Annotated in this window: 24 protein-coding genes and 3 pseudogenes; 18 read left to right on the top strand and 9 right to left on the bottom strand. The window is 67.8% G+C overall.

The window, feature by feature from the left end; all coding sequences use genetic code 11:
* Positions 1-7: 7 nt before the first annotated feature.
* The 3 genes from ACZ50K_RS33100 (at position 8) to ACZ50K_RS33110 (ending at position 1061) form a co-directional block, all read left to right on the top strand.
* Positions 8-274 carry a hypothetical protein gene (locus ACZ50K_RS33100; RefSeq protein ID WP_360653983.1) on the top strand — a complete coding sequence of 89 codons (267 nt, stop codon included), beginning with the start codon at positions 8-10 and terminating at the stop codon, positions 272-274.
* Positions 274-672 carry a PIN domain-containing protein gene (locus ACZ50K_RS33105; protein WP_468910092.1) on the top strand — a complete coding sequence of 133 codons (399 nt, stop codon included), beginning with the start codon at positions 274-276 and terminating at the stop codon, positions 670-672. Before ACZ50K_RS33100 ends, ACZ50K_RS33105 begins: the two co-directional genes overlap by 1 nt.
* Positions 673-785: 113 nt before the next feature.
* Positions 786-1061, top strand: coding sequence for a hypothetical protein (locus tag ACZ50K_RS33110; protein WP_468910095.1), 276 nt, complete (start codon positions 786-788; stop codon positions 1059-1061).
* 317 nt (positions 1062-1378) lie between these two features.
* On the opposite strand, the gene ACZ50K_RS33115 is transcribed toward ACZ50K_RS33110, so the two are convergent.
* Positions 1379-1678 carry a hypothetical protein gene (locus ACZ50K_RS33115; protein WP_468910098.1) on the bottom strand — a complete coding sequence of 100 codons (300 nt, stop codon included), beginning with the start codon at positions 1676-1678 and terminating at the stop codon, positions 1379-1381.
* Between the two features lie 251 nt (positions 1679-1929).
* The gene (locus ACZ50K_RS33120) at positions 1930-2469 is read right to left on the bottom strand and encodes a hypothetical protein (RefSeq protein ID WP_468910101.1); all 540 of its coding nucleotides are present in this window, start codon (positions 2467-2469) and stop codon (positions 1930-1932) included.
* A 313-nt stretch (positions 2470-2782) separates the two neighbouring features.
* Between ACZ50K_RS33120 and ACZ50K_RS33125 the strand changes: the two genes are divergently transcribed.
* The 6 genes from ACZ50K_RS33125 (at position 2783) to ACZ50K_RS33150 (ending at position 8252) form a co-directional block, all read left to right on the top strand.
* Positions 2783-3079: a hypothetical protein gene (locus ACZ50K_RS33125; protein WP_468910104.1), complete on the top strand. Its 297-nt coding sequence runs from the start codon at positions 2783-2785 to the stop codon at positions 3077-3079.
* A gap of 634 nt (positions 3080-3713) precedes the next feature.
* Positions 3714-5105, top strand: coding sequence for a group II intron reverse transcriptase/maturase (ltrA, locus tag ACZ50K_RS33130; protein WP_468910107.1), 1392 nt, complete (start codon positions 3714-3716; stop codon positions 5103-5105).
* A gap of 475 nt (positions 5106-5580) precedes the next feature.
* A complete protein-coding gene (locus ACZ50K_RS33135; RefSeq protein ID WP_468910109.1) occupies positions 5581-6033 on the top strand; it encodes a hypothetical protein in 453 nt (150 codons plus the stop codon).
* A gap of 83 nt (positions 6034-6116) precedes the next feature.
* Positions 6117-6305, top strand: a complete 189-nt coding sequence (locus ACZ50K_RS33140; RefSeq protein ID WP_468910112.1) for a hypothetical protein — start codon at positions 6117-6119, stop codon at positions 6303-6305.
* A 1094-nt stretch (positions 6306-7399) separates the two neighbouring features.
* The gene (locus ACZ50K_RS33145) at positions 7400-7561 is read left to right on the top strand and encodes a hydrophobic protein (RefSeq protein ID WP_468910115.1); all 162 of its coding nucleotides are present in this window, start codon (positions 7400-7402) and stop codon (positions 7559-7561) included.
* A 322-nt stretch (positions 7562-7883) separates the two neighbouring features.
* Complete coding sequence (locus tag ACZ50K_RS33150) at positions 7884-8252, top strand: PRC-barrel domain-containing protein (protein WP_468910118.1); 369 nt, start codon at positions 7884-7886, stop codon at positions 8250-8252.
* Positions 8253-8365: 113 nt separating this feature from the next.
* Here ACZ50K_RS33150 and ACZ50K_RS33155 read toward each other — a convergent pair whose 3' ends face one another.
* From ACZ50K_RS33155 to ACZ50K_RS33165, 3 genes are read right to left on the bottom strand one after another with little or no spacing between them, the layout of a single operon-like run.
* Positions 8366-8803, bottom strand: coding sequence for a hypothetical protein (locus ACZ50K_RS33155; RefSeq protein ID WP_468910119.1), 438 nt, complete (start codon positions 8801-8803; stop codon positions 8366-8368).
* 48 nt (positions 8804-8851) lie between these two features.
* Positions 8852-9769: a hypothetical protein gene (locus ACZ50K_RS33160; protein WP_468910122.1), complete on the bottom strand. Its 918-nt coding sequence runs from the start codon at positions 9767-9769 to the stop codon at positions 8852-8854.
* Entirely contained in the window at positions 9763-10566 is an 804-nt protein-coding gene (locus tag ACZ50K_RS33165; RefSeq protein WP_468910123.1) for a peptidoglycan DD-metalloendopeptidase family protein, read from the bottom strand. Before ACZ50K_RS33165 ends, ACZ50K_RS33160 begins: the two co-directional genes overlap by 7 nt.
* 215 nt (positions 10567-10781) lie before the next feature.
* Here ACZ50K_RS33165 and ACZ50K_RS33170 point away from each other — a divergent pair, with 215 nt between their 5' ends.
* Positions 10782-11750 (top strand): ArsR/SmtB family transcription factor, encoded by a 969-nt coding sequence (locus ACZ50K_RS33170; protein ID WP_468910126.1) that lies wholly within the window; start codon positions 10782-10784, stop codon positions 11748-11750.
* Positions 11751-12061: 311 nt separating this feature from the next.
* Here ACZ50K_RS33170 and ACZ50K_RS33175 read toward each other — a convergent pair whose 3' ends face one another.
* Positions 12062-12517, bottom strand: a complete 456-nt coding sequence (locus ACZ50K_RS33175; RefSeq protein ID WP_468910129.1) for a hypothetical protein — start codon at positions 12515-12517, stop codon at positions 12062-12064.
* 423 nt (positions 12518-12940) lie between these two features.
* On the opposite strand from ACZ50K_RS33175, the gene ACZ50K_RS33180 reads away from it, so the two are divergent.
* The 3 genes and pseudogenes from ACZ50K_RS33180 to ACZ50K_RS33190 all read left to right on the top strand — a co-directional run bounded on the left by ACZ50K_RS33180 (position 12941) and on the right by ACZ50K_RS33190 (position 17818).
* The gene (locus tag ACZ50K_RS33180; protein ID WP_468910132.1) at positions 12941-14179 is read left to right on the top strand and encodes a glycosyltransferase 87 family protein; all 1239 of its coding nucleotides are present in this window, start codon (positions 12941-12943) and stop codon (positions 14177-14179) included.
* Positions 14180-14298: 119 nt separating this feature from the next.
* A pseudogene (locus ACZ50K_RS33185) lies at positions 14299-14679 on the top strand (helix-turn-helix domain-containing protein); the annotation flags it as partial.
* Between the two features lie 100 nt (positions 14680-14779).
* On the top strand, positions 14780-17818 hold the full coding sequence (locus ACZ50K_RS33190; RefSeq protein WP_468910134.1) for a Tn3 family transposase: 3039 nt from the start codon (positions 14780-14782) through the stop codon (positions 17816-17818).
* Positions 17819-17904: 86 nt separating this feature from the next.
* On the opposite strand, the gene bla is transcribed toward ACZ50K_RS33190, so the two are convergent.
* Positions 17905-18831: a class A beta-lactamase gene (bla, locus tag ACZ50K_RS33195; protein WP_468910136.1), complete on the bottom strand. Its 927-nt coding sequence runs from the start codon at positions 18829-18831 to the stop codon at positions 17905-17907.
* Positions 18832-18971: 140 nt separating this feature from the next.
* Here bla and ACZ50K_RS33200 point away from each other — a divergent pair, with 140 nt between their 5' ends.
* From ACZ50K_RS33200 to ACZ50K_RS33210, 3 genes are all read left to right on the top strand, one after another.
* On the top strand, positions 18972-19877 hold the full coding sequence (locus ACZ50K_RS33200) for a LysR family transcriptional regulator (RefSeq protein ID WP_468910139.1): 906 nt from the start codon (positions 18972-18974) through the stop codon (positions 19875-19877).
* The gene (locus ACZ50K_RS33205; protein WP_468910141.1) at positions 19874-20776 is read left to right on the top strand and encodes a serine hydrolase; all 903 of its coding nucleotides are present in this window, start codon (positions 19874-19876) and stop codon (positions 20774-20776) included. The genes ACZ50K_RS33200 and ACZ50K_RS33205 overlap by 4 nt, the downstream gene beginning before the upstream one ends.
* Positions 20777-20946: 170 nt before the next feature.
* Complete coding sequence (locus ACZ50K_RS33210; protein ID WP_468910144.1) at positions 20947-21954, top strand: recombinase family protein; 1008 nt, start codon at positions 20947-20949, stop codon at positions 21952-21954.
* Between the two features lie 33 nt (positions 21955-21987).
* Here the strand turns inward: ACZ50K_RS33210 and ACZ50K_RS33215 are convergent.
* Positions 21988-22622 (bottom strand): annotated as a pseudogene (locus ACZ50K_RS33215) (IS256 family transposase); the annotation flags it as partial.
* A 736-nt stretch (positions 22623-23358) separates the two neighbouring features.
* On the opposite strand from ACZ50K_RS33215, the gene ACZ50K_RS33220 reads away from it, so the two are divergent.
* Together ACZ50K_RS33220 and dacB are read left to right on the top strand one after the other, a co-directional pair.
* Positions 23359-23574 carry a D-alanyl-D-alanine carboxypeptidase gene (locus ACZ50K_RS33220; RefSeq protein ID WP_468910149.1) on the top strand — a complete coding sequence of 72 codons (216 nt, stop codon included), beginning with the start codon at positions 23359-23361 and terminating at the stop codon, positions 23572-23574.
* Positions 23571-24800 carry a D-alanyl-D-alanine carboxypeptidase/D-alanyl-D-alanine endopeptidase gene (dacB, locus tag ACZ50K_RS33225; protein WP_468910151.1) on the top strand — a complete coding sequence of 410 codons (1230 nt, stop codon included), beginning with the start codon at positions 23571-23573 and terminating at the stop codon, positions 24798-24800. The genes ACZ50K_RS33220 and dacB overlap by 4 nt, the downstream gene beginning before the upstream one ends.
* 77 nt (positions 24801-24877) lie before the next feature.
* Here the strand turns inward: dacB and ACZ50K_RS33230 are convergent.
* A pseudogene (locus ACZ50K_RS33230) lies at positions 24878-24956 on the bottom strand (transposase); the annotation flags it as partial.

Here is a 24956-nt window from a genome sequence, read left to right on the forward strand (position 1 = left end):
TCGAGGTATGGCAGATGAAACGAGCATCAAGGTGAGCGCCGCCACGCGCGACCGGCTGGCCGCGCTGGCGACCGAGCAGGGCACCACGATCCGCCAGCTCGTCGAGGAGCTCGCGGAGGGCCGGCCGACTCAGGCCGAGTACGCGGAGCGTGCCGAGCAGGCCCGCGCCGAGCTCGCCTCCGTGCTGGGCACCGTCCCGAGCGAGGAGGCCGAGGCCAAAGCGCGTGGACTCCTGGAGCGCCTCGGCGCCCGCCAGGACCCGGCAGCCGCGTAGTGAGGCCGATCGCGGTCGTCCTGGACCACACCACCGCCACCGCCCTCCACGACCCCAAGGACCCGTACAACGAGGCCGTCGCCGCGTTCTACGTCCAAGCCTCCGGCGGACTGGGCACCCTCTACGCGCCAGTGCTCTCCCTCACTGCGGCTGATACGGGGCGGCCCGGGCTCCTCGCCTACATCCACGGCCTGCGGTTCATCGAGATCGAGCCCTTCGACACGGCCGCCGCCCTGTCCGCCACCGGGCTCCTGCATGCCGGGCACGCCTGGGCTACCGTCCACGCCATCCACGCCGCCCGCCCCTCGGCAGACTTCCCCGCCGGCCGTTACCTCCTCACCCTGGAACCTGAGCTCTACGACGGCACCGGCGTCCAGGCAGTCCACCCGGACCAGTAACCGCACCGGTGGCGGGAGCGGGGGAGCAGCAAGTGCCGGACTGTGGCCGTCGTCCTCGCCCCCGCGGCCTATGGGCTGGTTCCGCGGTACTGACAACGGCCTCGCCGTGCTCCTTGTCCAGTAGACGGCGATGGCAGCCGCTCCGGCGGCCGGGCGGGCGCACGCGGCGTACTGAGGCTCAGTGGTGTGGGCTCTCGCCAGCCCGTTTCATCCCGCACTACTGGCGTCTGGAGTTCGACCCCGCCCCGCCCCTGATCGTCAGCGAGCTCGCCGCAGGCCGCTACACGGAGACGACGATCGCCCTGCCAGGAGCGGCCACCCGCATCGAGGACCCCTTCGCCTTCGAGATCGACCCGGCCGGACTCACCGAGCCCAAACGCCACAGCTGAAGCCACGCCCCAAGGGAATGGACAGCGGTCGGCCCCCGGAGACCCTTACGGGCCTCCGGGGGCCGGTGCGGTACCGGTCGTACTGCCCCAGAGCGCTCTGGGCACCGGCCCTGACCCGTGCACCCATGTCGGCACGGACTGCCCACGAGCCTAACCGGACCGGTGACCTCACCGAGCCGGCTTCCTCCAGCCCGTCACCTCGGTGAGTTCAGGCTCTCGAACCCCTCCTGACCTGTACCGGGGAGTTTCCCGGTGAGCGGTGGTGAGCGGCGGTGAGTACTGGTGAAGTCGCCGGTTCCTTCCCGTCCGGGCCTCGGTTACGACTCGCTCTCGGGGATCACCACCAGGCGGCCGTCGACGAGGTGCTGCTTGACCTCCCGCTCGCCCCGGGGTGCGGTCTGGGCCTGCTGCCACAGGCGGAGCCGGCCCTGCCGGCCCGAGTCGCCGTCGGCCCAGAACGGATGCCGGGCGATCAGCCGGTCCGACTCCCGCAGGGCTGCCCGGAGCGCCGGTGCGTCCGGGGCGGCGGGGTTCCGGGCGATTCGGTTGAACAGGGTGATGTTGTCTTGCTGGGCCGTGAGTAGGTCAGCGGGGAAGGGGTCCGGCCGGCCGTTCATGCCGGGGCTGCCCGACGTCGGGCCTGGGAGGAAAGGCGGAGAGTGCAGTTCACCAACCCACTACAACACGCGTTCGAATATTGCGTCGACGCATGCCCGCCCTGGCGGCGGAACGCTGGGGGAACCTGAGGGGGAAGCGACTTCAGGACGCCCCCGGCATCCTGCCTGTTCAGGGCCCCTTTTCCTGCTGGTGAGTTGCCAGACATCTATATGGGAGAGGGGGGTGGGGCAGGTGTTGGCGTGGCTGCGCGTCAGTCGGTGCCCTTGGCCTGGCGCCACACCTTCTCGATCTCCGCGAACGCGGGCCGGTCCTTCTCTCCGATCTCACCGGTCAACGCGACGCTGGCAGCAAGGACGCGGGCGGCGGGCAGGTCCAGGGTGAGAACCGTGAGGACCCGGTCCAGGGCCTCGATCAGACCAGCGAGGTCGGTTTGGTGGACCGGCTCGAGACAGTGGGTGAGCAGGGCAGCCAGGCGTTCGGTGTCGTCGTCGGGGCTGCCGGCCCGGGTCAGTGCGGTGCGGCAGGCCCAGATCGCCTCCAGGGCGTGGGCGGGCAGGACCAGGATGCGAACCTGATCGGCGCTGTGGTCGGTCGTGACGCAGTCCTCCACCTGCTCCGAGGCCACCTGCCAGGTCAGGGCCGGCAGCACGTACAGGGTGTCGTCCAGGCTCCTCATGGCGGCCGACGCCACCGCGCCCAGGACCTCGCCGACCGCACGGGCGTCGGCGTTCCAGGAGCGGCTGGAGGGCAGGAGGACGGGGCGGTCGGCCGTGCTGCTGGTGCTGGTCATGCGGGAGATCTGCCCAGGGGGCCTGTCGGTGATGCCCGGTGGCAGGGGTCCGGGCGGGGAGGCTCCGCCACCGGGCGAACGGCAGCACCCGGTCGCGTCGGGCACAGCGCACCCCTTTCAACGCCGGCACCCCAGCGGCGGTCACGGGCCGGCCGCCGCCTTCCGACCTGGTGGTGGTGAGTCCGGTGGTGAACTCACCGGTCGGAACTCACCGCCCACCGGTGAGTTCTGGGTACTCACCGGTGAGAACTCACCACTGACCGGTGAGTCGGAATTCAGGACGGGCCTGGGCGGCTCCGGGGAGCCTGGAGCGGTGAGCGTGAATGAACCGCTGCCCGACCGCCGGCCGTGGGTGTACGGGAGTGAGCGGGGCGATCCGGACCGTGGTCCGCAGCCGGGCCACACCTATGTGGAACTGATCGGAGGGTCGCTCGACGGACAGCTCCTGGACGTGACCGGCTGGACCGACGCGGAACTCGACACTGGGGTCGCGCTGATCGCCGAGGACGGCCACTACGGGCCCGGCGGCCGCGCCCACTACAGCCGGCGGCCCGGGAGTCCGGGCCTGTGGGACTGGGAGGGTGACAGCGTGCGCCGTGAGGCGCTGTGAACCGAGTGGAGGTGTGAGACCGCCGCCGCTGTGCTGTCGCAGCAGCATAGTGAAGCTGGGGGCAGCCTGACCCGGGAGACGCCGGGGAGGGTGGATAGCAGCCCCGACAACGACGGGACGGCCTGGCATCGCCAGACAGGCCGGGTCCGGCAAGCAAGACAGGAAGGTGTACGAGAGGAACCAGCGCCTGAACGCTCCTTAAGCCTTAAACACCAGCTCAAATCTGGCGGATATGGGCTGGCCAGCGGTGCGCACCCGTCTTGTGACGGGGAACTTCCGGAACGGATGTTGTCGTCGGTCCGGGAGGCCATGGTGAATGCCTGCGGCGTAGCCATGGCGAGATCGCAGGGGCAGAGCTGGGCACCTCACCTGTCAAACGGTTCGCAGTGAACACGGGAACCGCCTTGGTGGTCCCTACCCGCACGAGATCCAGCCGTGCGGATGGGTAGGTCCGTCGTCGACCGACGCCGCCAGGGCGGGGCGGAGGAGCCGTAGTAGTCCGAGGCCGGGAGAGCCGGTCACATGGCGAAGGGCTCCAGCAGATTCGTGGCAAGCAAGCAGACTGTGGAGGTCACTTGTGAATACGAGTGCTCCGTGGCCCGACCTTGAATCGGCCGAGCTACGGGTACGCAGGATGCAGCGCAAGCTGCACCACTGGGCGGTCGATGATCCCGACCGCTCGTTCGATGATGTGTTCAACCTCGTCCACGATCCCAGTTTCCTCGCCGTGGCGTGGGAACGGGTGCGGACGAACAAGGGGGCCCGCTCGGCCGGCGTGGACGGGGTCGCACCGCGATCCCTCACCCAGGCCAAGGCCGACCGGATGCTGCTTGACCTCCGGCAGGAGATCAAGCAGCGCCGGTTCTGCCCGGACTTGGTTCGGGAGGTGATGATCCCCAAGGCGAATGGCAAGTTGCGCCGCCTGGGCATCGCCACCACGGCCGACCGAGTCGTGCAGGCATCGCTGAAACTGGTCCTGGAACCGATCTTCGAGGCGGACTTCCGTCCTTGCAGCTACGGGTTCAGGCCAAGGAGGCGGGCCCAGGACGCGATCGCCGAGATTCACTTCTACACCTCGGGCAACCGGAACTACCACTGGGTGTTCGAGGGTGACATCACGGCGTGCTTCGACGAGATCGACCATACGGCCCTGATGGACAGGGTCCGAGGGAGGGTCGCCGATCGGCGCGTTCTGTCCCTGGTGAAGGCTTTCCTCAAAGCTGGAATCCTTTCGAAGGAGGACGGCTACCGGGGCAACCTCGCTGGAACTCCGCAAGGCGGGATCCTCTCGCCTCTGCTGAGCAACATCGCTCTGTCTGTCCTTGACGAGCACTTCGACGCCAAGTGGGAGTCGCTCGGCTCGGAAAGACGGCGCCAGCGGTATCGCAAGGCTGGCGGTGCGACGATGCGGTTCGTCCGTTACGCGGATGACTTCGTCGTCATGGTAAACGGTCAGCGCGAGCACGCCGAGGCGCTGTGGGGCGAACTGGCAGAGATACTCGAACCGATGGGCCTGCGCCTGTCGGCCGAGAAGAGCGGAATCTGCCACGTGAACGAGGGCTTCGACTTCCTCGGCTTCCGCATCCAACGGCAGATCAAGAGAGGGACGAGCAAGTGGCACGTCTACACCTGGCCGTCGAGGAGAGCACTGAACTCGGTGCTCGACAAGGTCAGACGGCTGACGCGCCGCCACCTGCATCGAACACTTGCTGACCTGTTGCTCCAGCTGAACCCCGTTATACGGGGCTGGTGCAACTACTTTCAGCATGGGGTGTCCAAGAGCACCTTCGGCTACCTCGACCACTTCACGTGGTGGCGGATCGTCGTCTGGTTGCGCAAGCGACACCCCCGGCTGAGCTGGGGTGCCTTCCGTCGACGCGTCACGCCTAACTGGAAGATCGCCGACGGAAAGCAGGTGATGTTCCGGCCGCGAGATGTCGCGGTCACGCGCTACCGCTACCGGAGCACTCAGATCACCACCCCATGGACAGCAAGGCCGCTGGAATCAGCTCGCTCAGTGGCGTGAGTCTGTGGAGAGCCCGTTGCGTCGAGAGGCGCACGGCGGGTTCGGAGGGCGGGCCGGGGAAACGGGCCAGCAGAGATGCTGGTAACGCGCCCCAGTCCGACCCCTACCCGTGAGTCACCCAAATTTGGGCGACTCACCGCCCCGGTGCCTCGATGGCCAACGCCATCGCGCGTCAGCGGTCCCACCCGGCCCGGGACGCCAGCACGGGGCCGGGCAGAATCGTGCTGGTATGAATCCACCGCCACCTCCCGCAACCTCCCAACCCCCCACGGCAACAGGCCGTCGACAGCCGCTGCGCAGCCGTGTCCGCCACGGCAGCCCCTCCTGCGCCGACTACGGCTGCACCCGGCCGGAGTGCCAGGCCGCAGCCCGCCGTGCCCGTACCCAACGGATGCGGGAACGCCGGGCCGGCCGGCCCGCCCGGGTCCCCGCGCACGAGGCCGCCTCCCACGCCGGCCGGCTCAGGGAGGCCGGATTGTCGGCAGGGGACATCGCAGCAATCTCCGGGATCTCGGTCACCCTCATCCGGCGCCTGCTCCGGCCCGAAGCCGAGCGACCCGCCGCCATCCACCGGGCCACCGCGGAGGCCATCCTCGGCATCCCCGCAGACGGTACTTCCCGACGAATCCGCCGCCTGCCCGGACTCGTCCCCGCCGACAGAGCGGCAGGGCTCCTCCAGGGCCTCGCCGAGCGAGGCTGGCCCACCAGCTTCCTCGCCGCCCGCCTCCAGACGAGCACCCAGACCCTCGCCGTGATCCGCGCCCGCCAACGCCCCCGGATCTCCACGGTCCTCGACCAGAAGATCCGGCGGGCCGCCACCCGCCTGACCGCAGACGACCCCGAGAACCACGGCATCCCCGCCCACCGCAGCCGCCGCGCCCGGACCGCGGCTGCGACCCGGTCCCAAGCGATCAAGGGGCGTTCGTAGGGGACCGGGGGCAGCTCTTCCGTTCGGTCTGGTTGGAGCAGTGCAGGCTGCGGGGTGAGGCCGCCCGTGGTGGCATCTCTGGCATGAAGGACCCGTTCTCCTCCTCCGAGGTGTCCACCCTGCTGTTCCCGACCGGGGTCGTGGACCGGGATGCCGCCCGCCGCGCGGTCGCCGACCGTGCCACGGACAGCGCGGATCTCGTCCAGCTCCTCGACATGCTCGGCCTGCGGCCCGGCGACGACCCACCCACCGGGACTGACCCTGGGGACTGAGGGACTCACCCGCAGGCGGCTCCCGCAGGCCAGCAGTGGAGTGTGTTCTACCGGCCCGGCGGCCGCGCACCGACCCGGGAACCCGAGCCTCTGGAACGGGCTGGGAGGCAAGCCCGTGAGTCTCCCACGCGCTGCGCAACGCCCAGTGCGGTGCTCGGCCATCCGGACCACCAGGATCGTCCAGGCCGTCCTCACCCTTCACCAGAGTGAGGGTAAATAAGACTCAGTCTCATCACCTCGCCCCGAAAGGAGTTTATTAAGCCACCCGGAAGTCGATTTGAGGCAAACATGGGACAGTTTTCAGCATGCAGGGGCCACGATCTTCGAGGCGTCCGCGCGTGGACGTATGGTGTAGTTGCTCGGAAGCCTCTGCTGGTCAATCCAGGCGGGGGCTTCGAAAGCCCGATACCCGATTGATCGGGAATTCCCCGAATTATTCACAGCGAGCTCATCTCGGCAGCTGTTTGCGCTGGTCAGAGGCCAGACTCATGCTCTCCCTCTGAACACCGCCACCAGCGTGATCATTTCTGCCTTCGGCTTGGCAGGGCGTCTGATCACCTTTGCTGCATCAACCCTGCGCCAGCTCCCAGACCTGGTCTCCGCGTTCCGCGAGTTTCGACGCTCACTTCGAAACGGACATCGCCAGGTTGCGGATGAGAGCGAAGCCGATTAGCGCACGCCCAGGAGTCAGCGGGGCCCACCGCCTGCGAGGCCCGAGAAGCAGCCTTCGCCTCAAGCTGCGGCAGCGCCGCCCCCACAGCGCGCACGCCAAGATCCGCTGCCTCGGCGAGCAGGCCACGGCCATGGCCACCCTGAAGGGCTGGCGCCCCTAACGGAAGATCCATAGCAGAACCCACCGCACCACAGCGATCGTCCAGGCCGTCTGCGTCCTTCACCACGCGTCAGCGTGGGGTTGGAAAGGGCTCACTGTCGGCGCGGCCGTCAGGCCTGCAGCGCAGGGCCGGCCCCGAGGCGGCGGACGGCTGACCGTACGAGCAGTGCCCGCAGGCGCTCGTGGGAGTCGGGCGATCTCTGAAGTCGCACGTGTATCGGGGGAAGTGCGGGGCACTGGCTGGTTCGGAGGTTGATAAATCATGGGTCCCTTGCTTCTCGTTCTTCTTCTTATTGTGATTCTCGCCGCTGCCGGGTTCGCGGTGAAAATCCTGTGGTGGATTGCTATCGCGGTGCTCGTGCTGTGGCTGCTGGGCTTCGTCGCCCGCCCCAAGACGGGCAGCGGCCGCTGGTACCACTGGTAGCCGAACCCGCAGATCAGAGCACATGCTGGTGGGCCGGACCCTTGAACAGGGTCCGGCCCACCAGCATGTGCGTCTCTCGAAGGTCGCAGTGGTTTTCCGGTAGTGGGTGAAATCGGATATCGAGGGTATGGGCGGGGTGTCGGGGTGGCTGCCGTGACCGCAGCAGGGACCTGCTCGCCTCCAACGATCGGCAGCCACCGCGACATTGAAGGAATCCGCTGTGAATGGATGGGTGGACGTCGGGCACACGGCGTTTGAGCGGATATACAAAGCGGGTCGGGGTTCCAGTTTTCGGCTCGCATGATGTGAGGAGTGGTTCGTCGTGACGGAGAACATGTGGGCCTATCAGCCGTCGGCCAACCGACTGCCGGCCACGGACCTGACGGGGTTCAAGGTCGAGGCGACGGACGGCAGCATCGGCAAGGTCGACAAGCACTCCGACGAGGTCGACGACTCCTACCTGGTGGTCGACACCGGAGTGTGGATCTTCGGCAAGGAGGTCCTCCTGCCGGCCAGCACCATCACCCGGATCGACGAGGCCGACAAGAAGGTCTACGTCGACCGGACCAAGGACCAGATCAAGGACGCTCCCGAGTTCCACCGGGACAAGCACCTGGGCGACGCAGGCTACCGCGAGGAGCTGGGCACCTACTACGGCACCGGCGCCCCCTTCGGCGGCCGCCCCGCCTGATCGGGACTCATACGCGGGGCGGGCCCACCACTTTGTTGTGGTGGGCCCGCCCCGCGTTGTACAGCACCAGGCTGCCGCTTGCGGTGTGTGGTCCCGTCCGGAACCGGGTCCTGCTACCAGTTGTTGTTGTTGCAGTGCCAGACCCAGATGTGGGAGGCGGCGTTGTCGTGGACCTTCTGCCCAAGGCCGTCGGTCCTGACGCCCGACTTGGTCCAGGTAAACTTGATCTTGTTGTCGCGGAGGTTCCACTGGGTGCCCGGGCCGATGCACGCGTAGGCTCCGCGACCCTCCGCCTTCGTGCCCCAGAAGATGTTGACCTGGGCCTTGCCGCTGTTCACGCCGTTGTTGTGGACCCAGTCGAGCTTGTTCGTCACCTCGTTCGGCCAGGAGTCGGCGCTGTCCGCGTTGCGGTAGGTGTAGTTGTACTCGTCCGAGTAGACACAGAACTCACCGGAGTTGCAGCCGCCTTCCGCCTGAGCCACGGCGGGCAGGGCGATGACGGTCATGCCGGCGATGAAGAGGCCGGCCAGAGCCGCTTGGAGCTTGTTCATGGTGATGCTCTTCCTGTTGTCGGGTGGTGTGTGAAGGTGGAGGTTCGTTCAGGAGGCGCTGTCACCACGGGCGGTGACGCTGCGAGCCTGGGGAAGGGCAGCCGACTGCAGGCCCCACAAGCGGTGGAGGTCGGCGCCGTACTGTGCGTTCAGTTCGCTGGTGTAATGCCGTTCCAGTGACTGGACCGTGGTGGCGAGTCCCGTGGTTCGAGCGCAGTGGGCCTCGGCGGTGGCGGCGGCGATGTCGCGTGCCTGGGCGTCGGGCTCGTTCTGGTCCCGGCGCTGAGCCCGCAGGGTCTGCGGGTCCGGTGCGGATTGGCCGCGGGCTTTGACGCAGGTGCTCCACAGTGCGGCCTTCGCCTGGTAGGCGGGGTCGCCGAGGACGCTGCCGGTGCGGACGCTCTGGAGCTGCCGGAGGGTCTCGCTGAGCCTGAACCAGGTCTGCGCGTCGCCGTACAGGGTGCGCCAGGCGTCCACAGTGCAGCCTTTGTCGCTTCTGCTCACCGTGCCGCCCAGGGGTCCCGACATGCTGAGCCCTTGCGGGGACGGTCCGTTGAGGGCGGCTCCGTAGGCGTTGCGGCGCGCGCGGTTCAGTCCGTCGAGGTAGCGGTTCTGCGGTCCGGTGCGCGTCTCGGTGTCGAGGCGTCTTTCGAGCTCGCGGCCGTACCCGTGTCTGGCGGCCCAGGCCGGGTCGTCGACCACGTAGGGGAAGACCCGGTAGCCGTGGTCGGGCGAGGGCCGGATGGGGGTGCGCCAGTAGGAGAACCCGGCGTTCTGCATGCAGGCCTGGATCAGTGTCTGCTCGGCGGAGTGGAGCAGGTCCGTTTCGTTCTGTGTGGGTTTGCGCGGCACGACGTGGGTGACCGCACTGGTCTGCTGCTGGACCAGTCCCGCGACGCACAGGGCGATGGCCACGGCCGGCAGTGTCCACAGCCAGCGCCCGCGGTGGGCACGGGAGGTCAGCATGGTGTGGTGACCCCGCCGGTCTCGTTGCCTTTGAGGTAGATGCCGCTGACGTATCCGACGCCGCCGGCGTTCAGGGGCAAGCGCACCCACTTGTCGTTGACGACGCCTTCCGCGCTGACCCGCTCTCCGGTGGTCCAGCACGTGGCGGGGTAGGTGTTCCCGGCGTAGACGCGGCTGGTCACAGCGCAGCTCGTGGTCGCGCAGGCGCGGACGTTGGCGTCGGCCCATGCGGTCACGGAGTGGGCGCCGCCTCCGCCGCCGGAGCAGTTCTGGCTGGTGAGGAGCTGCTTCGTTCCGGGTGAGATGGTGACCGGCTGCCCGTTGAACTCGGCTCGGACGGTCTGCCCGTCCTGCATCTGCTGGTAGTGCAGGTGGGGGGTGCCGCTGTCGCCGGTGCTGCCGACTCGCCCGATCTGCTGTCCCCGGGCGACGCTCTGGCCGGCCCCGACCGCGGGCCTCTCGATCATGTGCAGGTAGGAGGTGTTCCAGCCACTTCCGTGGTTGATCTCCACCATCCAGCCGCCGCCGCTGTCCCATCCGGAGAAGGACACAGTGCCCGCGAAGGAGGCCACGATGGCCTGCCCGCTGCTGTCCCCGCTCGCCCTGATCAGGTCGACACTGTTGGTGTTCGGCTTGTGCCCGTTGTAGGTGGAGGCGTTCCACTGCTGTCCGCAGGCGAACGGCAGCTGGAACAGCGGCCGCGGGCCGGCGGCCTGCGCCGCGCTGCCCGACCACACCGATCCCGCGACCAAGGCGGCGACCGCCGCGACCAGCGTGAGGCACCGTGTCCTCGGCACGCGCTTCGGTTCCCCTCGCACCCGTCGGTTGACGGCCATCCAATCGCCCTCCCCGTTCTCCAGTACGCCTCACGGCCGTCCATGGCGGCCGTAGGCCGAAGGACGCTGCGAAGCGTGCACCTCTCATCCGAGGCCGCCGCCCGGTGGCGACGAGGAAAAGACTGCTCGACCACGGGGTCTGGCTCCACGATGAGACCGTGTTCTAATCTGCCGCCGTGATCGAATTGCGACTGAGCACAACCGACCTGTCCCTCATCAGGTTCGCCCGGTCCCCCATGGAAGAAGCGGTGCACAGCCTGGCCGTCCTGCACGACCCGAGCCGTCGGGCCCTGCACCGGCCCTGGCTGGACGCGATGCTCGGCCGCATTCGCACCCTCGATCTGGATCTCCTACTCGCCGTGACCGCCGTACCGCACGTTCTGCCCGACTTCCTGTGCCCCCCGCCCACCTGCGCGGCACCCACGTTCGAAGAAGAGCTGGGCACCATACGGGCCGCTACGGACGCGAATGTCCGAGCCGGCATCGACGAGCTGCGCGGAGTGGGCCCCGTGCCCCTCGCCCTCCAGCCGATGTACGAGAACCCCGGCCTCCACCTGCCGCGGCTCGTCGAGCAACTTGACGCCTACTGGCAAGCAGCGGTCCTCCCGGTCTGGCCCCGGCTACGGTCCCTGCTCGACAGCGACATCGCCCACCGCGCCCACTGCCTGACCACCGGAGGGCTCGCCGCCCTGTTCAACGGCCTCCACCCGGACCTCAACTACCAGGGAGAGAGCATCCGCGTGCGCAAGCCGGTGAACTATCTACGCCCCACCACCCATCAGGGACTACTCCTCGTCCCCAACGTCTTCGGCTGGCCCAAACTCAGCGTCCTGTACAGCGAAGCCTCCCGCCCCGCCATCGGCTACCCCACCCGCGGCATCGCCGAAGTGTGGACCTCAGCACCCGACACCGACGGCACCCCCGTAGAAGACCTGGTCGGCCGCACCCGGGCCCGGATCCTCGCCCGCCTGGACATGCCCCTGTCCACGACGAGCCTGGCACAACTCGTCGGCATGACCCCGCCCACAGCCAGCCACCACCTTGCTGTGCTCCGCCGATCCCGCCTGGTGACCTCCCAACGCTGCGGACGCGAAGTCCTCTACCAGCGCACCGAACTCGGCACCACACTGATCGAACCCGCCTGAACCGACACCATCACTCCCCACAACCTGCGGCTGCGCACCGCGAAGACCGAACCCCGGGGCCTCGCGAGAGCGGCAGCAAGCCGGCAGCACGTACGACCCGGGCCCGCGCCACTACGACTGGGCCCGGATCGGAGGTACCGCGCTGAAGCTGGTGGACCAGCCCGAACGACAGATTCCCGAGCTCACACGGGACGCGCCACGCACGTCCTTCACCTCCAGGTGGAGACTCGTCTCTCTCCAGCTGACGGCACCTGCCCGGCGGCCGCATCCCAGACGCGCCCCGGCCCGCGCGACCCCCTCGTCTCTCCGGATCACCCGGAGGCTGATGCCGGGCCGCTCCCGAAGGCCGGAACTTCGGACGCCTCCATGTCCAGACGCAGCCGGCGCAGGCGGACCGGGTGCCGGAAGACTCCCATGCGGTCGACGGCCCGGTCGGCGCTGACCTCCGCGACGAGCACCGGGTCGGCCAGCACCGCCTCCAGGCTGTCCCTGCTTCCCCAGGCAGCGGCGAAACGGACCCCATCCCAGGGGTGCCCGGGGCCGGCCGCGGTGAGGTGTTCGGCGACCATGCGGGACTGCTCGGGGCGTAGCGGTGTGGTCCGGCCGATCATGCGGAGGCGGCCGGTCGTGTCGTGGCGGCCGAGGATGAGCATGTCGGGGTGGGTCAGGGTGCCGGTGATGGCGCCGATGACGGCTTCGGTGGTGTCTCGGCGGCGCGGCCTGACACCGCTTTTCTGGTCCCACGTCCGCCCGTACGGGGAGGTCAACCTCGATATGGATGCCCGCCTCAACCTCACCTCGGCCTCTGTGCCGGGCCCCAGGGGCCAGCGGAACAAAGCAGAGCGATCCACCGCAGGGAACGAATGACCTGCGCCCGTAACAGCACATGGCGCGGTCCAGCTTCCGGCTACCCGAAAGTTCCGTAGTCCTTCCTGGCCTGTCGCAGCGGGCCCCGAGGTCGTCGCGTGATCCAATTGAGGCGGGCCCGGTTGAATCGAGCTGATTGCTCGTCCCCTCAGATCCGTTACACCCCTTTAGTACTCGTGCAGTCCGTTCAGTTTAATTCAGCATCAATACGGGTTCTATGACGGATGGCCTCAGCCTGTGCCGTGTGCCGCGGCGTGGTGTCGCGGAGGTCTCCGCGAGCGGCCGAGGCCCCGGTTGCTGATCATGGTGGCGGAGGGCTTGATGTGACTAGGTTGCCCGGCGCGTCGTGGCTCGGCTGGGCTCGGCGGCATGCGGTGTGGGTACTGGCGGCGTCGCTCGCGGCTCATGTGCTGTTGATGTTGCTGTCGATGCCGGCGCCCACGGATATCCGGGTGTACTACGAGGCCGCCCCGGGCCTGCTGTCCGGGCATCTGTACGAGGTCCGGTCGGGTCCGCACGGGCTCGTGTTCACCTATCCGCCGTTCGCTGCCCTTGTGCTGCTGCCGTTGTCCTGGCTGCCGTGGCCTGTAGCCGTGGTCGTGGTGCAGACGGTGAGCGTGTTCGCCCTGTTAGTGATCGTGGACAGGAGCGCTGTGCTGCTGGACGGTGCCCGGCTGGAGCACCGTCGCCTGATGCTGTGGGCGGCCGTGCTGCTGTGGTGCGAGCCGGTCCACCACACCCTCGACCTCGGGCAGGTGAACCTTGTCCTTGCAGCCATCGCCCTGTCGGCGGCGGCCCTGCCAGCGGGAAGGCCGGTACTTGCCGGTGGTGGTGTCGGAATCGCCGCAGGCATGAAACTCACTCCTGCGGTCACCAGCGTGTACCTGCTTGTCGCCGGCCGCAGAAAGGCGGCTCTGTGGTCCCTGGGCGCCTTCGGAATGACCCTTGCAATCGGGTGGTTGGTGGCACCGCAGGAATCGGCCCGCTTCTGGCTGGGGCTGCTGTGGGACACGGGCCGGGTCGGGTCAGTGATGTCTGTGCGCAACCAGTCGCTGCGAGGAGTGCTTGCCCGGCTGACCGGCCAGGAGACGGGTTTGGGCCTGCTGTGGTGCGCGTGCGCGATGCTAGTCCTTGGCACAGCGGTGTTCGCGGGCTACCGTGCCTCCCGGCGTTCGGATCGCCTCGGTATCCTGCTGGTCGTCCAACTGACCGGGCTGATGCTGCTACCGATCTCCTGGAGCCACCACTGGGTGTGGTGCATCCCGGCCCTCATGTGGCTCGCCGCGCCCATGAACCGCACTCACCTCGCCGCGCGTCTCGCACTGGCCGCGTGGACACTCGCAGCAGGCACGAACCTGGTGCCGCACCTCGCGACCGCTCAGAACGCGCTGGCCCCCGGCGACGACTACCCCCGCCTCCTGGCATGGCTGGGAACCTCATACTGCGTATGCGGGATCGCCACGCTGCTCGCCATCGGGCACCCCAAGGAGCATAAAACTGGCCGTGCTCTGGTCCCAGGTCGTCAGAACGCGTCGTACCACGGCACGGGCGCCGCTACCTGACCTGTGCCGGGCTGGCGCTCCGGTGACTTCGGGCCGGGACATTACTGACCTCAGCTCGTCAGGGTGATTCGTTGCGAAGTGGCTGAGGGGCTTGGCTCAGTGGCTGTATCCCATGGTGTGTGAGATATGCGGATGGGGGCGGGCTGACCGCGGTGGGACGTCAGCGCCGTGAGACCGTGCGGATGCAGGCGGCTGAGCTGTTCGAGCAGCAGATCAAGCCGGTGGAAGTCGCCCGTCAACTCCGGGTGAGCCGGAAATCGGCCTACCAGTGGCACCAGCTGTGGCGGGACGGCGGAGTCACTGCTCTGACCTCGCGTGGCCCGAGCGGATCGAGATGCCGGCTGTCGCCGTACTGCCTTCAGAAGCTCGCGGGGTTCCTGGAGGAAGGGCCGGCCGCGCACGGCTGGGTGGCAGGCCAGGTGTGGACGGCATCAAGGGTGGCCACGCTGATCGGCAGGAAGTTCCACGTCTCCTACAGCGTCTCCGGTGCCACTCGGTTGCGAATTTGGGGTGTGCTTGTCAGCGTTTTTGATCTTCTGGGGTCATCGAGGGCGGTGCTCGGCGAGGTTGGTCCGGTCATGACGACCGGAAGAGCGCGGGGTGCGGCAGGGGTGGGAGCCGGAGGACCTGATCGAGGTCTGGACGTTGCTGGAGGAGGACCAGGGGCGGCTGCGGAACAAGTCGGGGGCGAACCGGTTGGGGTTCGCCCTGTTGCTGAAGTTCTTCGAGGTGGAGGCCCGGTTCCCGGAGGACGCCGGGGAGATCCCGGTGCCGGCGGTGTCGTACGTCGCTCAGCAGGTGAGGGTGCCCACGGAGGAGTGGGCCAGGTACGACTGGTCGGGGCGGGCGATCAAGAGGCACCGGATGGAGATCCGGGGCGCGTTCGGCTTCCGTGAGTGCACCGAGGAGGACCAGACCCAGCTCGCCGAGTGGCTGGCGGTCGAGCTGTGCGGGGTGGAGCTGAACCGGGACCGGCTGGCGGAGGCGGTGGTGGCCTGCTGCCGCAAGGACCGGCTGGAGCCGCCGGCCCCGGGACAGATCGCCCGGCTGGTGGGCAAGGCGGTCAGCACCTTCGAGGAACGGTTCTGCGCGGCCACCATGGGCCGGCTGTCGGCGGCGACCCGGTCCCGGCTGGACGACCTGATCGCCGAGGACGCGGACACGGACAGCGCGGGCGGTGGGGGCACATTCTTCACCGAGCTGAAGGCGGACCCGGGCGCGCTGGGGCTGGACAGCCTGCTGGCGGAGGTGAACAAGCTCCAGCGGGTGCGCGGGCTTCAGCTCCCGCCGGAGCTGTTCGGGGACGTGTTGGGGAAGCTGGTGGCGGCCTGGCGGGCGCGGGCGGCCAAGGAGTATCCCTCGGACCTGCGGGCGGCGGCCGGGCCGGTGCGGTACACACTGCTGTCGACGCTGTGCCACGTACGGGAGACGGAGATCACCGACTCGCTGGTGGAGCTGTTCATCCAGCTCGTGCAGAAGATCAACACGCGGGCGGAGAAGAAGGTCGAGGGCGAGTTCACCAAGGAGCTCAAGCGAGTCCGCGGCAAGGAGGGCATCCTGCTGCGGCTGGCGAAGGCGGCGGTCGCGGAGCCGGGCGGCACGGTCCGCAAGGTGATCTATCCGGTGGCTGGGGAGTCCACGCTGAAGGCGCTGGCGGCGGAGGCCGCGGCGAACGAGGCACGCTACCGGGCCCGGGTGCGTACGGTGCTGCGCTCGTCGTACTCCAACCACTGGCGGCGGATGCTCTCGCCGCTGCTGCGCGCCCTGGATCTGAAGTGCAACAACACGGCCTACCGGCCGGTGATGGACGCGATCGACCTGCTCAAGCGGTACCTGGACCAGCCCATCGCGAAGGAGGGGGCGTTCTTCGACGAGGCGGAGAAGATCCCGCTGGCCGAGGTGGTGCGCGAGGAGTGGCGCAAGGCGGTCGTGGACGAGCGCGGCCGGGTCGAGCGCATCCCGTACGAGCTGTGCGTGCTCGTGGCGCTGCGGGACGCGCTGCGCCGCGAGATCTGGGTGCCGGGCGCGAACCGGTGGCAGAACCAGGAGGACGATCTGCCGCCGGACTTCGAGGACAACCGTGATGTGCACTACGACGCGATCCGCCAGTCGCAGGACCCGGAGAAGTTCATCGATGCCCTTCAGAAGCGGCTGCGGGAGGCCCTGACCCGCTTCGACACGGCGCTGGAGCTGGGCACTACGGGCGGGGTGGACATCGTCAAGAGACACTGTGAGCCATGGATCAAGGTCTCGCCGCTGGGCAAGCAAGAGGAGCCGGAGAACCTCGTCGTCCTGAAGGCTGAGATCGAACGCCGCTGGGGCACCATCGACCTGATCGACATCCTCAAGGAGGCCGAGTTCGCCACCGGCTTCACCGGCGAGTTCACCTCGGTCGCCACCAGGGAGGTGGTCCCGAAGGCGGTGCTGCGGCGCCGGCTGCTGCTGGTGCTGTTCGCGCTCGGGACGAACATGGGCATCAAGCGCGTCGCGGTCACCGGAAAGCATGGCGAGAGCGAGGCCGTCCTGCGCCGGGTACGGCACCTGTTCGTCAACCGGACCAACATGCGCGCGGCGCTGGTGCGGCTGGTCAACGCCACCTTCGCCGCCCGCGATCAGGCGTGGTGGGGCGAGGGCACTGCCTGCGCGAGCGATTCCAAGAAGTTCGGCTCCTGGAGCTCGAACTTCATGACCGAGTGGCACCAGCGGTACCGCGGGCCCGGCGTGATGATCTACTGGCACGTCGAGAAGAAGTCGCTGTGCGTCTACAGCCAGCTCAAGTCCTGCTCGGCCTCCGAGGTCGCGGCGATGATCGAGGGCGTGCTGCGGCACTGCACGGACGTGGAGATCGACCGGCAGTACACCGACACGCACGGCGCCTCCATCGTCGGGTTCGCCTTCGCCCACATGCTCGGCTTCAACCTGCTCCCCAGGCTGAAAAACGTCGGCTCGGCACGCCTGTACCGGCCGGCGGCCGGTCAGGACGAGAAGTGGCCGCACCTGGCGCCGGTGCTGTCGACCAAGACAATCGACTGGGACCTGATCCGCCAGCAGTACGACCAGATCGTGAAGTACACCACCGCCCTCCGTCTGGGCACCGCCGAGGCCGAGCAGGTCCTGCGGCGCTTCACCCGCGGCGGGCCCAAGCATTCGACGTACCGGGCGATCGAGGAACTCGGGCGGGCGGTGCGTACGGCGTTCATCTGCGACTACCTCGCCGACGCGGACCTGCGGCGCGAGATCAACGACGGACTCCAGGTCGTGGAGAACTGGAACTCCGCCAACCACGACCTGTTCTACGGCAAGGACGGCGACCTGACCGGCTCCGACAAAGAATCCCAGGAGGTCTCCATGCTCGCCCTGCACCTGCTCCAGTCGGCGTTGGTGCACGTCAACACCCTGCTGCTCCAGGACATCCTGAGCGAGGAGAAGTGGCAGAAGCGGCTCACCGACGCCGACCGGCGGGCCCTGTCCCCGCTGTTCTGGACCCACGTGAACCCCTATGGCCGGTTCGAGCTGGACATGAACTCCCACCTCGCCCTTGCCCCCGTAGCGGCAGCCAAGACGCCCGGCCCGCGAACCCCGCCTGAGGCGGAAAACGCCCCATCGCCGGCAGGCCGAGCAGCCGGGGCAGCATCCTGAAGACGCGTACCCCTGGCGCCGGGCGAGAACGCCAGCTTCGTTGAGAGGTGTTCTGGGGAGTGTCTGCGTGCTGTTCAGTTGTCCCGCTAGGACAGGGCCTTGGTGACCACGGATGCCGCTTCGGCAATCAGCTTGTTGTCGTAGTCGGCGTCTTTGGTGCCGCGGTTGGACATGATCGCCATGACGATGGGTGTGGCGCCCGGGGGCCACACCACGGCGATGTCGTTTCGGACAGCGTAGACACCGCCTCCGCCGGTCTTGTCCCCGACGTCCCATCCCTTGGGTACTCCGGCCCTGATGAGTTCGTCTCCGGTTGTGTTGGTCCGCAGCCATTGTGTGAACTGTTCGCGTTCGTCCTTGCCCAGGGCGTCCCCGAGAACAAATGCCCGCAGGTCTGCCGCCCATGCGCGGGGCGTGGTGGTGTCCTGGGTGGCACCGGGAGACCACTGGTTCAGCTCCGGCTCGCGGCGTTCCACCTTGGTGGTGGTGTCACCTGTCTCGGCGAGGGCGCCGGCCAGGCCCTTCGGTCCGCCCAGTGCGTCGAACAGGAGGTTGGCGGCGGTGTTGTCGCTGTAGCGGACGGCCGCGTCACACAGATCACGCAGGGCCATGCCGGTATCGACATGCTTCTCGGTGATCGGGGAGTGGTCGATCAGATCGCTCCGGGAGTACTTGACCACCTTGCCCATGCCTCTCAACGAGTACTTGCGCAGGACCGCGGCGGCCGCGAACGCCTTGAAGGTCGAGGCGTACGCGAATCGCTCATCAGCGTTGAAGGCCACTTCCCGCCCATCGCCCGTGTTGACCGCGTAGACCCCAAGCCGCGCACCGTACTTGCGCTCCAGCTCCCTGAAGTCGCCGACGGCCTGCTTCGCAGCGGGATCCGCCAGCGTCGTTGCGGCGATCGGGGCCGGTGACGCCTGGGTGCTGTCATGGCCGCATGCGGCAAGCGGAAGGGCGACGAGTACAGCGAGCCCTCCGAGAGCGGCGCGCCGGGCACGAGTGGGCTGCATGGTCGGACCTCCAGATAAGCCGTCAAAGGGTGCTGAGAAGAGACACCGCTCGGGTACCGGCTCATGTTCTTCCTCCGTGTTCCATACGGTCCAATACGCATGCAGCGAGTTCCATGCCGTTTCCACATAGAATGGCCGGTATGGACCTGGTGGGAGCATGTCGGGCGTTTGTCAGCGTGATGGAGCGTGGCAGCTTCACCACAGGAGCAGCCGCAGCACGCATGTCACAGCCGGTCGCGAGCCGGCGCATCGCCGCCCTGGAGGAGCTTTTCGGCGAGCGCCTGTTCGAGCGGACATCGCGCCGTGCTGCCCTCAGCTCCTTCGGACGGGACATGCTCCCGGCGGCGAGGCGGCTCGTGCAGGCAGCCGACGCACTGCTACACGAGGCAGAAACAGCCAAGCACAAGCCATGGCGACTCGCCGTCCCCGGCACCTGCTCCACGGGCTCTCTCGCCCGCCTGATCGCCGACGCTCAGGACCATGCGATGATCCTTGATCTTCAGACCGGTACGCCGGCGCAGCGCATGGACCTTCTTCGCTCGCAGCAGGTACGCGCGGCCCTGATCGCGGTGCCCGCGGACGAAGCCACGTGGCCCGTTCCTCTCGGTCTCGCGGGCACCGCGGCAGCCGGGGTCAGGCGCGTCTATCTGGAAACTCTTCGGTCCGGGCGGGCCTGTCCGGATCCGGTCCGCAAGGTCTGGATCCAGCCCGAGGACGACGTGCCGCACATCCGCGATCCGCTCACACGGCTGCGCGACGCACTCGGGCTACGCCCGGCGCAGCTCGCCGTCGCCGCCGACCTGACGAACGCCATAGCCGAAGTGTTCCGCACGTCCGATCTGCTGCTGTGCTCCGCCGCGCAGGCCGACGAGCTCGGCCTCGACTGGAGGCCCATCGGTGAGATCACACTCAGCCGTGGATACAGCCTCGCAGCCGCCATGGACGTCAATGCGCAACATATCCAAGAACGCCTGGGCAGCGCGATCAGCCGCTGCCTTGGCCCGGCTGCCAGGACCGCCACCCTGCACACAGTGGCAGCCGTATGAGTAGCGAAGCGCTGATGCACGACATCCGCCAACAACTCATCGAAGGCGGCTTGCACGGCTGCCTGCTGGTCCGCGACCTCTACAGCGGAGTGGAGCTGGGCATCGAGCCCGACACCCAGCTGCCCTCCGCCTCCTTGGTGAAGATTCCGCTCGCCCTGGCAACGGCGGAGCGCATTCAACGCGGAGAGCTCGACGGAGCAACGGCAATCGACGTCCAGCCCGGACGCATCACCACTCGAGGCCCCACCGGACTGACCCGGTTCCGCCACCCCGCCCGGATCGCCATCGACGACCTGCTCTACCTCAGCACCAGCGTGAGCGACGGAACCGCCGCCGACGCACTCTTCGACCTCACCCCACCTGCCCAGGTGGCCCAGATCCTGCATGAACTGGGACTGGACGGCATCACCATCCGGCACGGCATGCGCGAACTAACCCAGACCCCCACAGAACGCTTCACTCCTGACCAGGCGCACCTCGCCCACACCCTCGCCATTGAAGCGGGCACCAGTGGCCGCGGCCACCAGGTGCACCAGCTCGACACCACCCGCGCCAACACCGGTAGCGCACGCGCCTGGACCAACCTGCTCCAAGCACTGTGGACCCCATCGGCGATCCATCCCGAAGCCGCTGCACGGGTGCGGGACCTCATGGCCCACAACCTGCTCCGCCACCGGCTTGCCCCAGACTTCAGCTCAGACGCCAGCCGCTGGTCCTCCAAGACAGGCACCCTCCTCAACCTCCGCCATGAAATCGGAGTCGTCGAGCACTCCGACGGACATGCCTTCGCCATCACCGTGCTCACGGAATCACTTGTCCCGGCAAGCAGTCAGCCAGGCGCCGACATTCTTATGGCACAAGCCGCCCGCAGACTGCACGACAACCTCCGGCAACTCTGAACCGAGACACCACCTCGAAGCAGACTCTCACAAACGGTCCTTTGCGCGATCAAGATCAACGACCGGCCACCGAACCCCCGCCGAACCCCGATCGATTCTCAGAACCCGTTCTCACTCGAAAGTGGGACGGACCTCCTTCTGAGACTTGCATTGTGCGAAAATCCGGTCCCATGACGGACCCTCAGCAGCCCTCGCCATCCGACCGGTCGGATGGCGACGACGTCGAACAGCACGCCTGTCTGAAGTGTGTCGCGCAGCCCGGCTCGCCGTGCCGCTCGCGCGGCGGCTCGGTCGCCTCCGCCTACCACACCCGCCGCTTCACCATGGTGCCCCGGCTGAAGAAGGCACTGCGGGTGCCGACACCGGCGGATCGCGGGCCGGGCCAGCCGTGGCGGCCGGGCACCCCGCCGCCGGCGCCGATCGACCCGGACCTGCCGAGCGCGGACATCCGCATTGGGTACGCCCGCTGCTCGACCCTCGGGCAGGAACTCGACTCCCAGCTCGACGCGCTCGCCAAGCACGGCATCCCGAGGGACAAGATCTTCAGCGAGAAGATCAGCACCCGCGTCCGCGTACGGCCCAAGTTCGAGGAAGCACTGCGGACCGCCCGGGAGGTCAAGGCACACGCCCCGCACTGCCGGGTCATCTTCACCGTGTACGAGATGAAGCGCCTCGGCCGCGACGCTGCCGAACTCACTGCGCTCGCCCACCACCTCACCGCCCACGGCCTCATCCTGGAGATGCTCGCCGGACCCCTGCCCGGCATCTACGACCCCACCGGCCCGGGGAATCTGCTGTTCGCGTTCTTCGCGGCTATGGCGGAGACCGAGCGGGAGAACATCCGTGAATCCACGTTGGAGGGGCTCGACACCGCAGCGCGCAAGGGCAAGCACGGCGGCCGGCCGCCGGTCATCACCGACGACATGCTCCACACCGTGCTCAGGCGGCGGGCGAACGGCGAGTCCGTCGAGCAGATCCAGCCCGACCTGATCATCCCCACCGGCAAGCGCAAGGGGCAGAGCCCCTCGTCGGCCAGCATCTACCGGGCGCTCGCCGAGTACGCCAAGCACGAGGCATACCCCGAAGCCATTGAGTACGCCCACGCCGACTTCGCCACCCTCCAGGCCAGCGAACTCCCTGAACCCCGCCTCGCTCGCCCCGACCGAGCGTCACTCTGACTACAGAGAGCTACTTGTCACTTTGCCGTTGCTTCGGGAGAACAGGGCCGTCTCGCTGTCGCCGACCATCACTCCCAGCACTTCCCGGCCGCCCTCCTCGGTGATGCCGGTGGCGATGACCACGGCCCGGGAGACGGTCTGGTGCTCGACCCTCGCCTTGCAGTAGGTCGCATCCAGATACAGGTATGGGAAGCGGACGTGGTCCAGGGGCCGGCTGCGGAACGCGGTCAGCTGGCCGTCCAGTCATGGCAGATCCGCGAGACCTCGCTCTTGGAGATACCGGTGTCCGCGCCGAGGACCTTGACCAGGTCGTCGACCGACCGGCTGGACACGCCGTGGACGTAAGCCTCCATGATCACCGCGTATAAGGCCTGGTCGATGCGGCGGCGCCGTTCCAGAAGCGCGGGGAAGAAGCTCCCCGACCGCAGTTTGGGGATCGCGAGGTCCAGGTCGCCGACCTGGGTGGTCAGCGTCTTGTCGCGGTGGCCGTTGCGAAGCGCGGTGCGCGTCTCGGTGTGCTCGTTCCATTCCGCGCCGATCCTCGCGGTGGCCTCGGCCTCGATCAGCTCCTGGAGCATCCGCTCGGCCACACCCCGAACGAGTTCCAGCCCGTCCCCCGAACGTAGTGACTCCAGCAACCGGAGTAGGTCATGCTGTGACAGGGCCACCCTGCACCTCCCGCGTTGAACTGCCCCTTCACTACGGAGAGTTGCACGGTGGCCCGTCCTCTGGCAGGGAGCGGAAGATATGCCAGCACGCGCCCCCGGCGCACTCCCTCACCTTGATCGGCTACACCACGACAAGGGACACCATCTGCAGCGGAGCTTCGGCGTGGTGTTCGCGTCCATGGTGGCTCCTCGGGAGGTCGGGGTCGTTGTCCTGATGGGCTGCGCCCGCCGCGGGTCGGAGAGGAGGGCGGAGGAGTTACGCGCGAAACCTGCCACTTGATGACTATCGGTCACATACAGTTACACACAGTGTCGATTCTTCCGTAACGGTGCGTGTTGATCGAGGACTCGCGCCGGGGCGATGCGCCTTCGATCACATGATCGAATTTGTCGCAGTGGCGTCGGTGGAGGCGCTGGCCGTGGGCCATCGAGGCGCAGCTCTTGGTGCACAGCTGCGTCCCGTCCGGACTTGTTGCCAGGCGGCTGCGATCCTGGTGGCCGTAGCCTCGGAAAGGAGCCCAACATGATGGGGTGGCGGATTATCCAGGTATTCTCGACCTGGACTGGTTTGCGCCATAGCGCAGGCGCGGCTGGGCGGGTGCGCGTTGTGGCAGCGCTGGTGGTGCTGGCCTTGGCCGGGTGCACGGATGGTGGCCCGAAGGGCGGAGGAACGCCGGCCACTCCGTCTGGGCTGAACTACGGGTCCGCGACAGTCAACGCCGTCATGCAGAAGGCCATGGCACTGCCGGCATGGTCTTCGGGACGTTGGGGAGTACTCGCCGCCGACCCCACTGGAAGGGTCTTGGACCAGGTGAACCCGCACGACCAGTTCCTCACCGGATCGGTGGCGAAGATCTTCTCTGTCACGGCGGCCCTACACACACTCGGCCCTGACCACCGGTTCACCACCCCCGTCGTGCACACCGGACTGTCGACGCCACAGGGACCCTGACCGGCGATCTGATCATGGTGGGCAGCGGCGACCTGACGCTGGGGGGCCGCACCAAGCCCGACGGAACGGTGGACTTCACCAACTTCGACCACTTCGACGCCAACGCCATCCCAGGAGCGGCGACGCTCACCCCCGAGGACCCCCTCACGGGCCTGGACCAGCTGGCCAAGCAGGTGGCCCACAGCGGGATCCGCCATGTGAACGGCAACGTCGTGGTCGACGAGCGCCTGTGGGACCCCGTCACGATCGATGACGTGCCGATCACCCCCACCGTGGTCAACGACAACCTGATCGACCTGATGGTTACGCCCAAGGCCCCCGGTACCGCGGCCAGCCTCGACTGGCGCCCCAAGACTGCTGCGTTCCAAGTGACCGGCCACCTGGCCACCGGGCCTGCGGGCTCCGCACCCGATGTCACGGTCTCCTCCCCCGCGCCCGGGCGCATCGAGGTCTCCGGCCGGGTGCCTGCCGGGATCCAGCCCTCTCCGTTCATCGCGACCTACCAGGTACCGAATCCTGCGGCGTTCGCACGCACCCTGCTGGTTGAGGCGCTCGCCCGGCAGGGTGTGTCCGTCGGCGCCGCCCCCACGGGGCCGAACCCGGCCGAGCAGTTGCCGGCTGCGGCAGACGTCGCCAAGCTCCCTCAGGTTGCGAAGTACACTTCGCCGCCGTTCTCGGAGTACGCGAAGCTCATCAACAAGGTCAGCCACAATCTCGGCGCGAACCTCCTGCCGCCGCTCATGGCCCTCACCGCAGGGAAACGGACCTACGAGGACGGCATGGCAGTCGAGCGGGCTTTTGTCGAACGAGCCGGGATCGGCCCGGGCGCCATCACCCTGACCGACGGCCAGGGCCTGCCCGGAAACAGGGTGACGCCGGACGCCATGGTCCAATACTTGCGATACGCACAAGGCCTCCCGGAGTTTCAGATCTTCTTCGGCTCGATGCCCGTCATCGGCGTGGACGGCTCCCTGAAGAACGTCGTTCCGGCGACCGACCCGGCCGTAGGGCACATCCACGCCAAAACCGGAACACTGATCGACGGATCCAGCAACGCCCTGGTCATGCAGACCAAGGCCCTGGCCGGCTACGTCGACGCCCCGGACGGGAAGCTCGTACCGTTCGCAATTTTCCTGAACAACGTCCCGATCAAGAAGGTCAACGACGTCATCCAGGCCAACTCCACTATCGGGGAGATGGCGTCTAGCCTGTACATGCCCAGCTGAGACCCCGTACGCACCCTGCGATCGGCAAGTGCCGACCACCACACTCGTTATAGTGCGTATCTACTGACTTCGGCTCTTCAGGGTGATGTCGGTTGGTCGAGGGTGAGGCCGGTGCCGGCTATGAAGCCGTTGAGGGTGTGGGGCCGGTATTGAAGG

The organism is Streptomyces sp. NPDC033845, assembly GCF_055576225.1.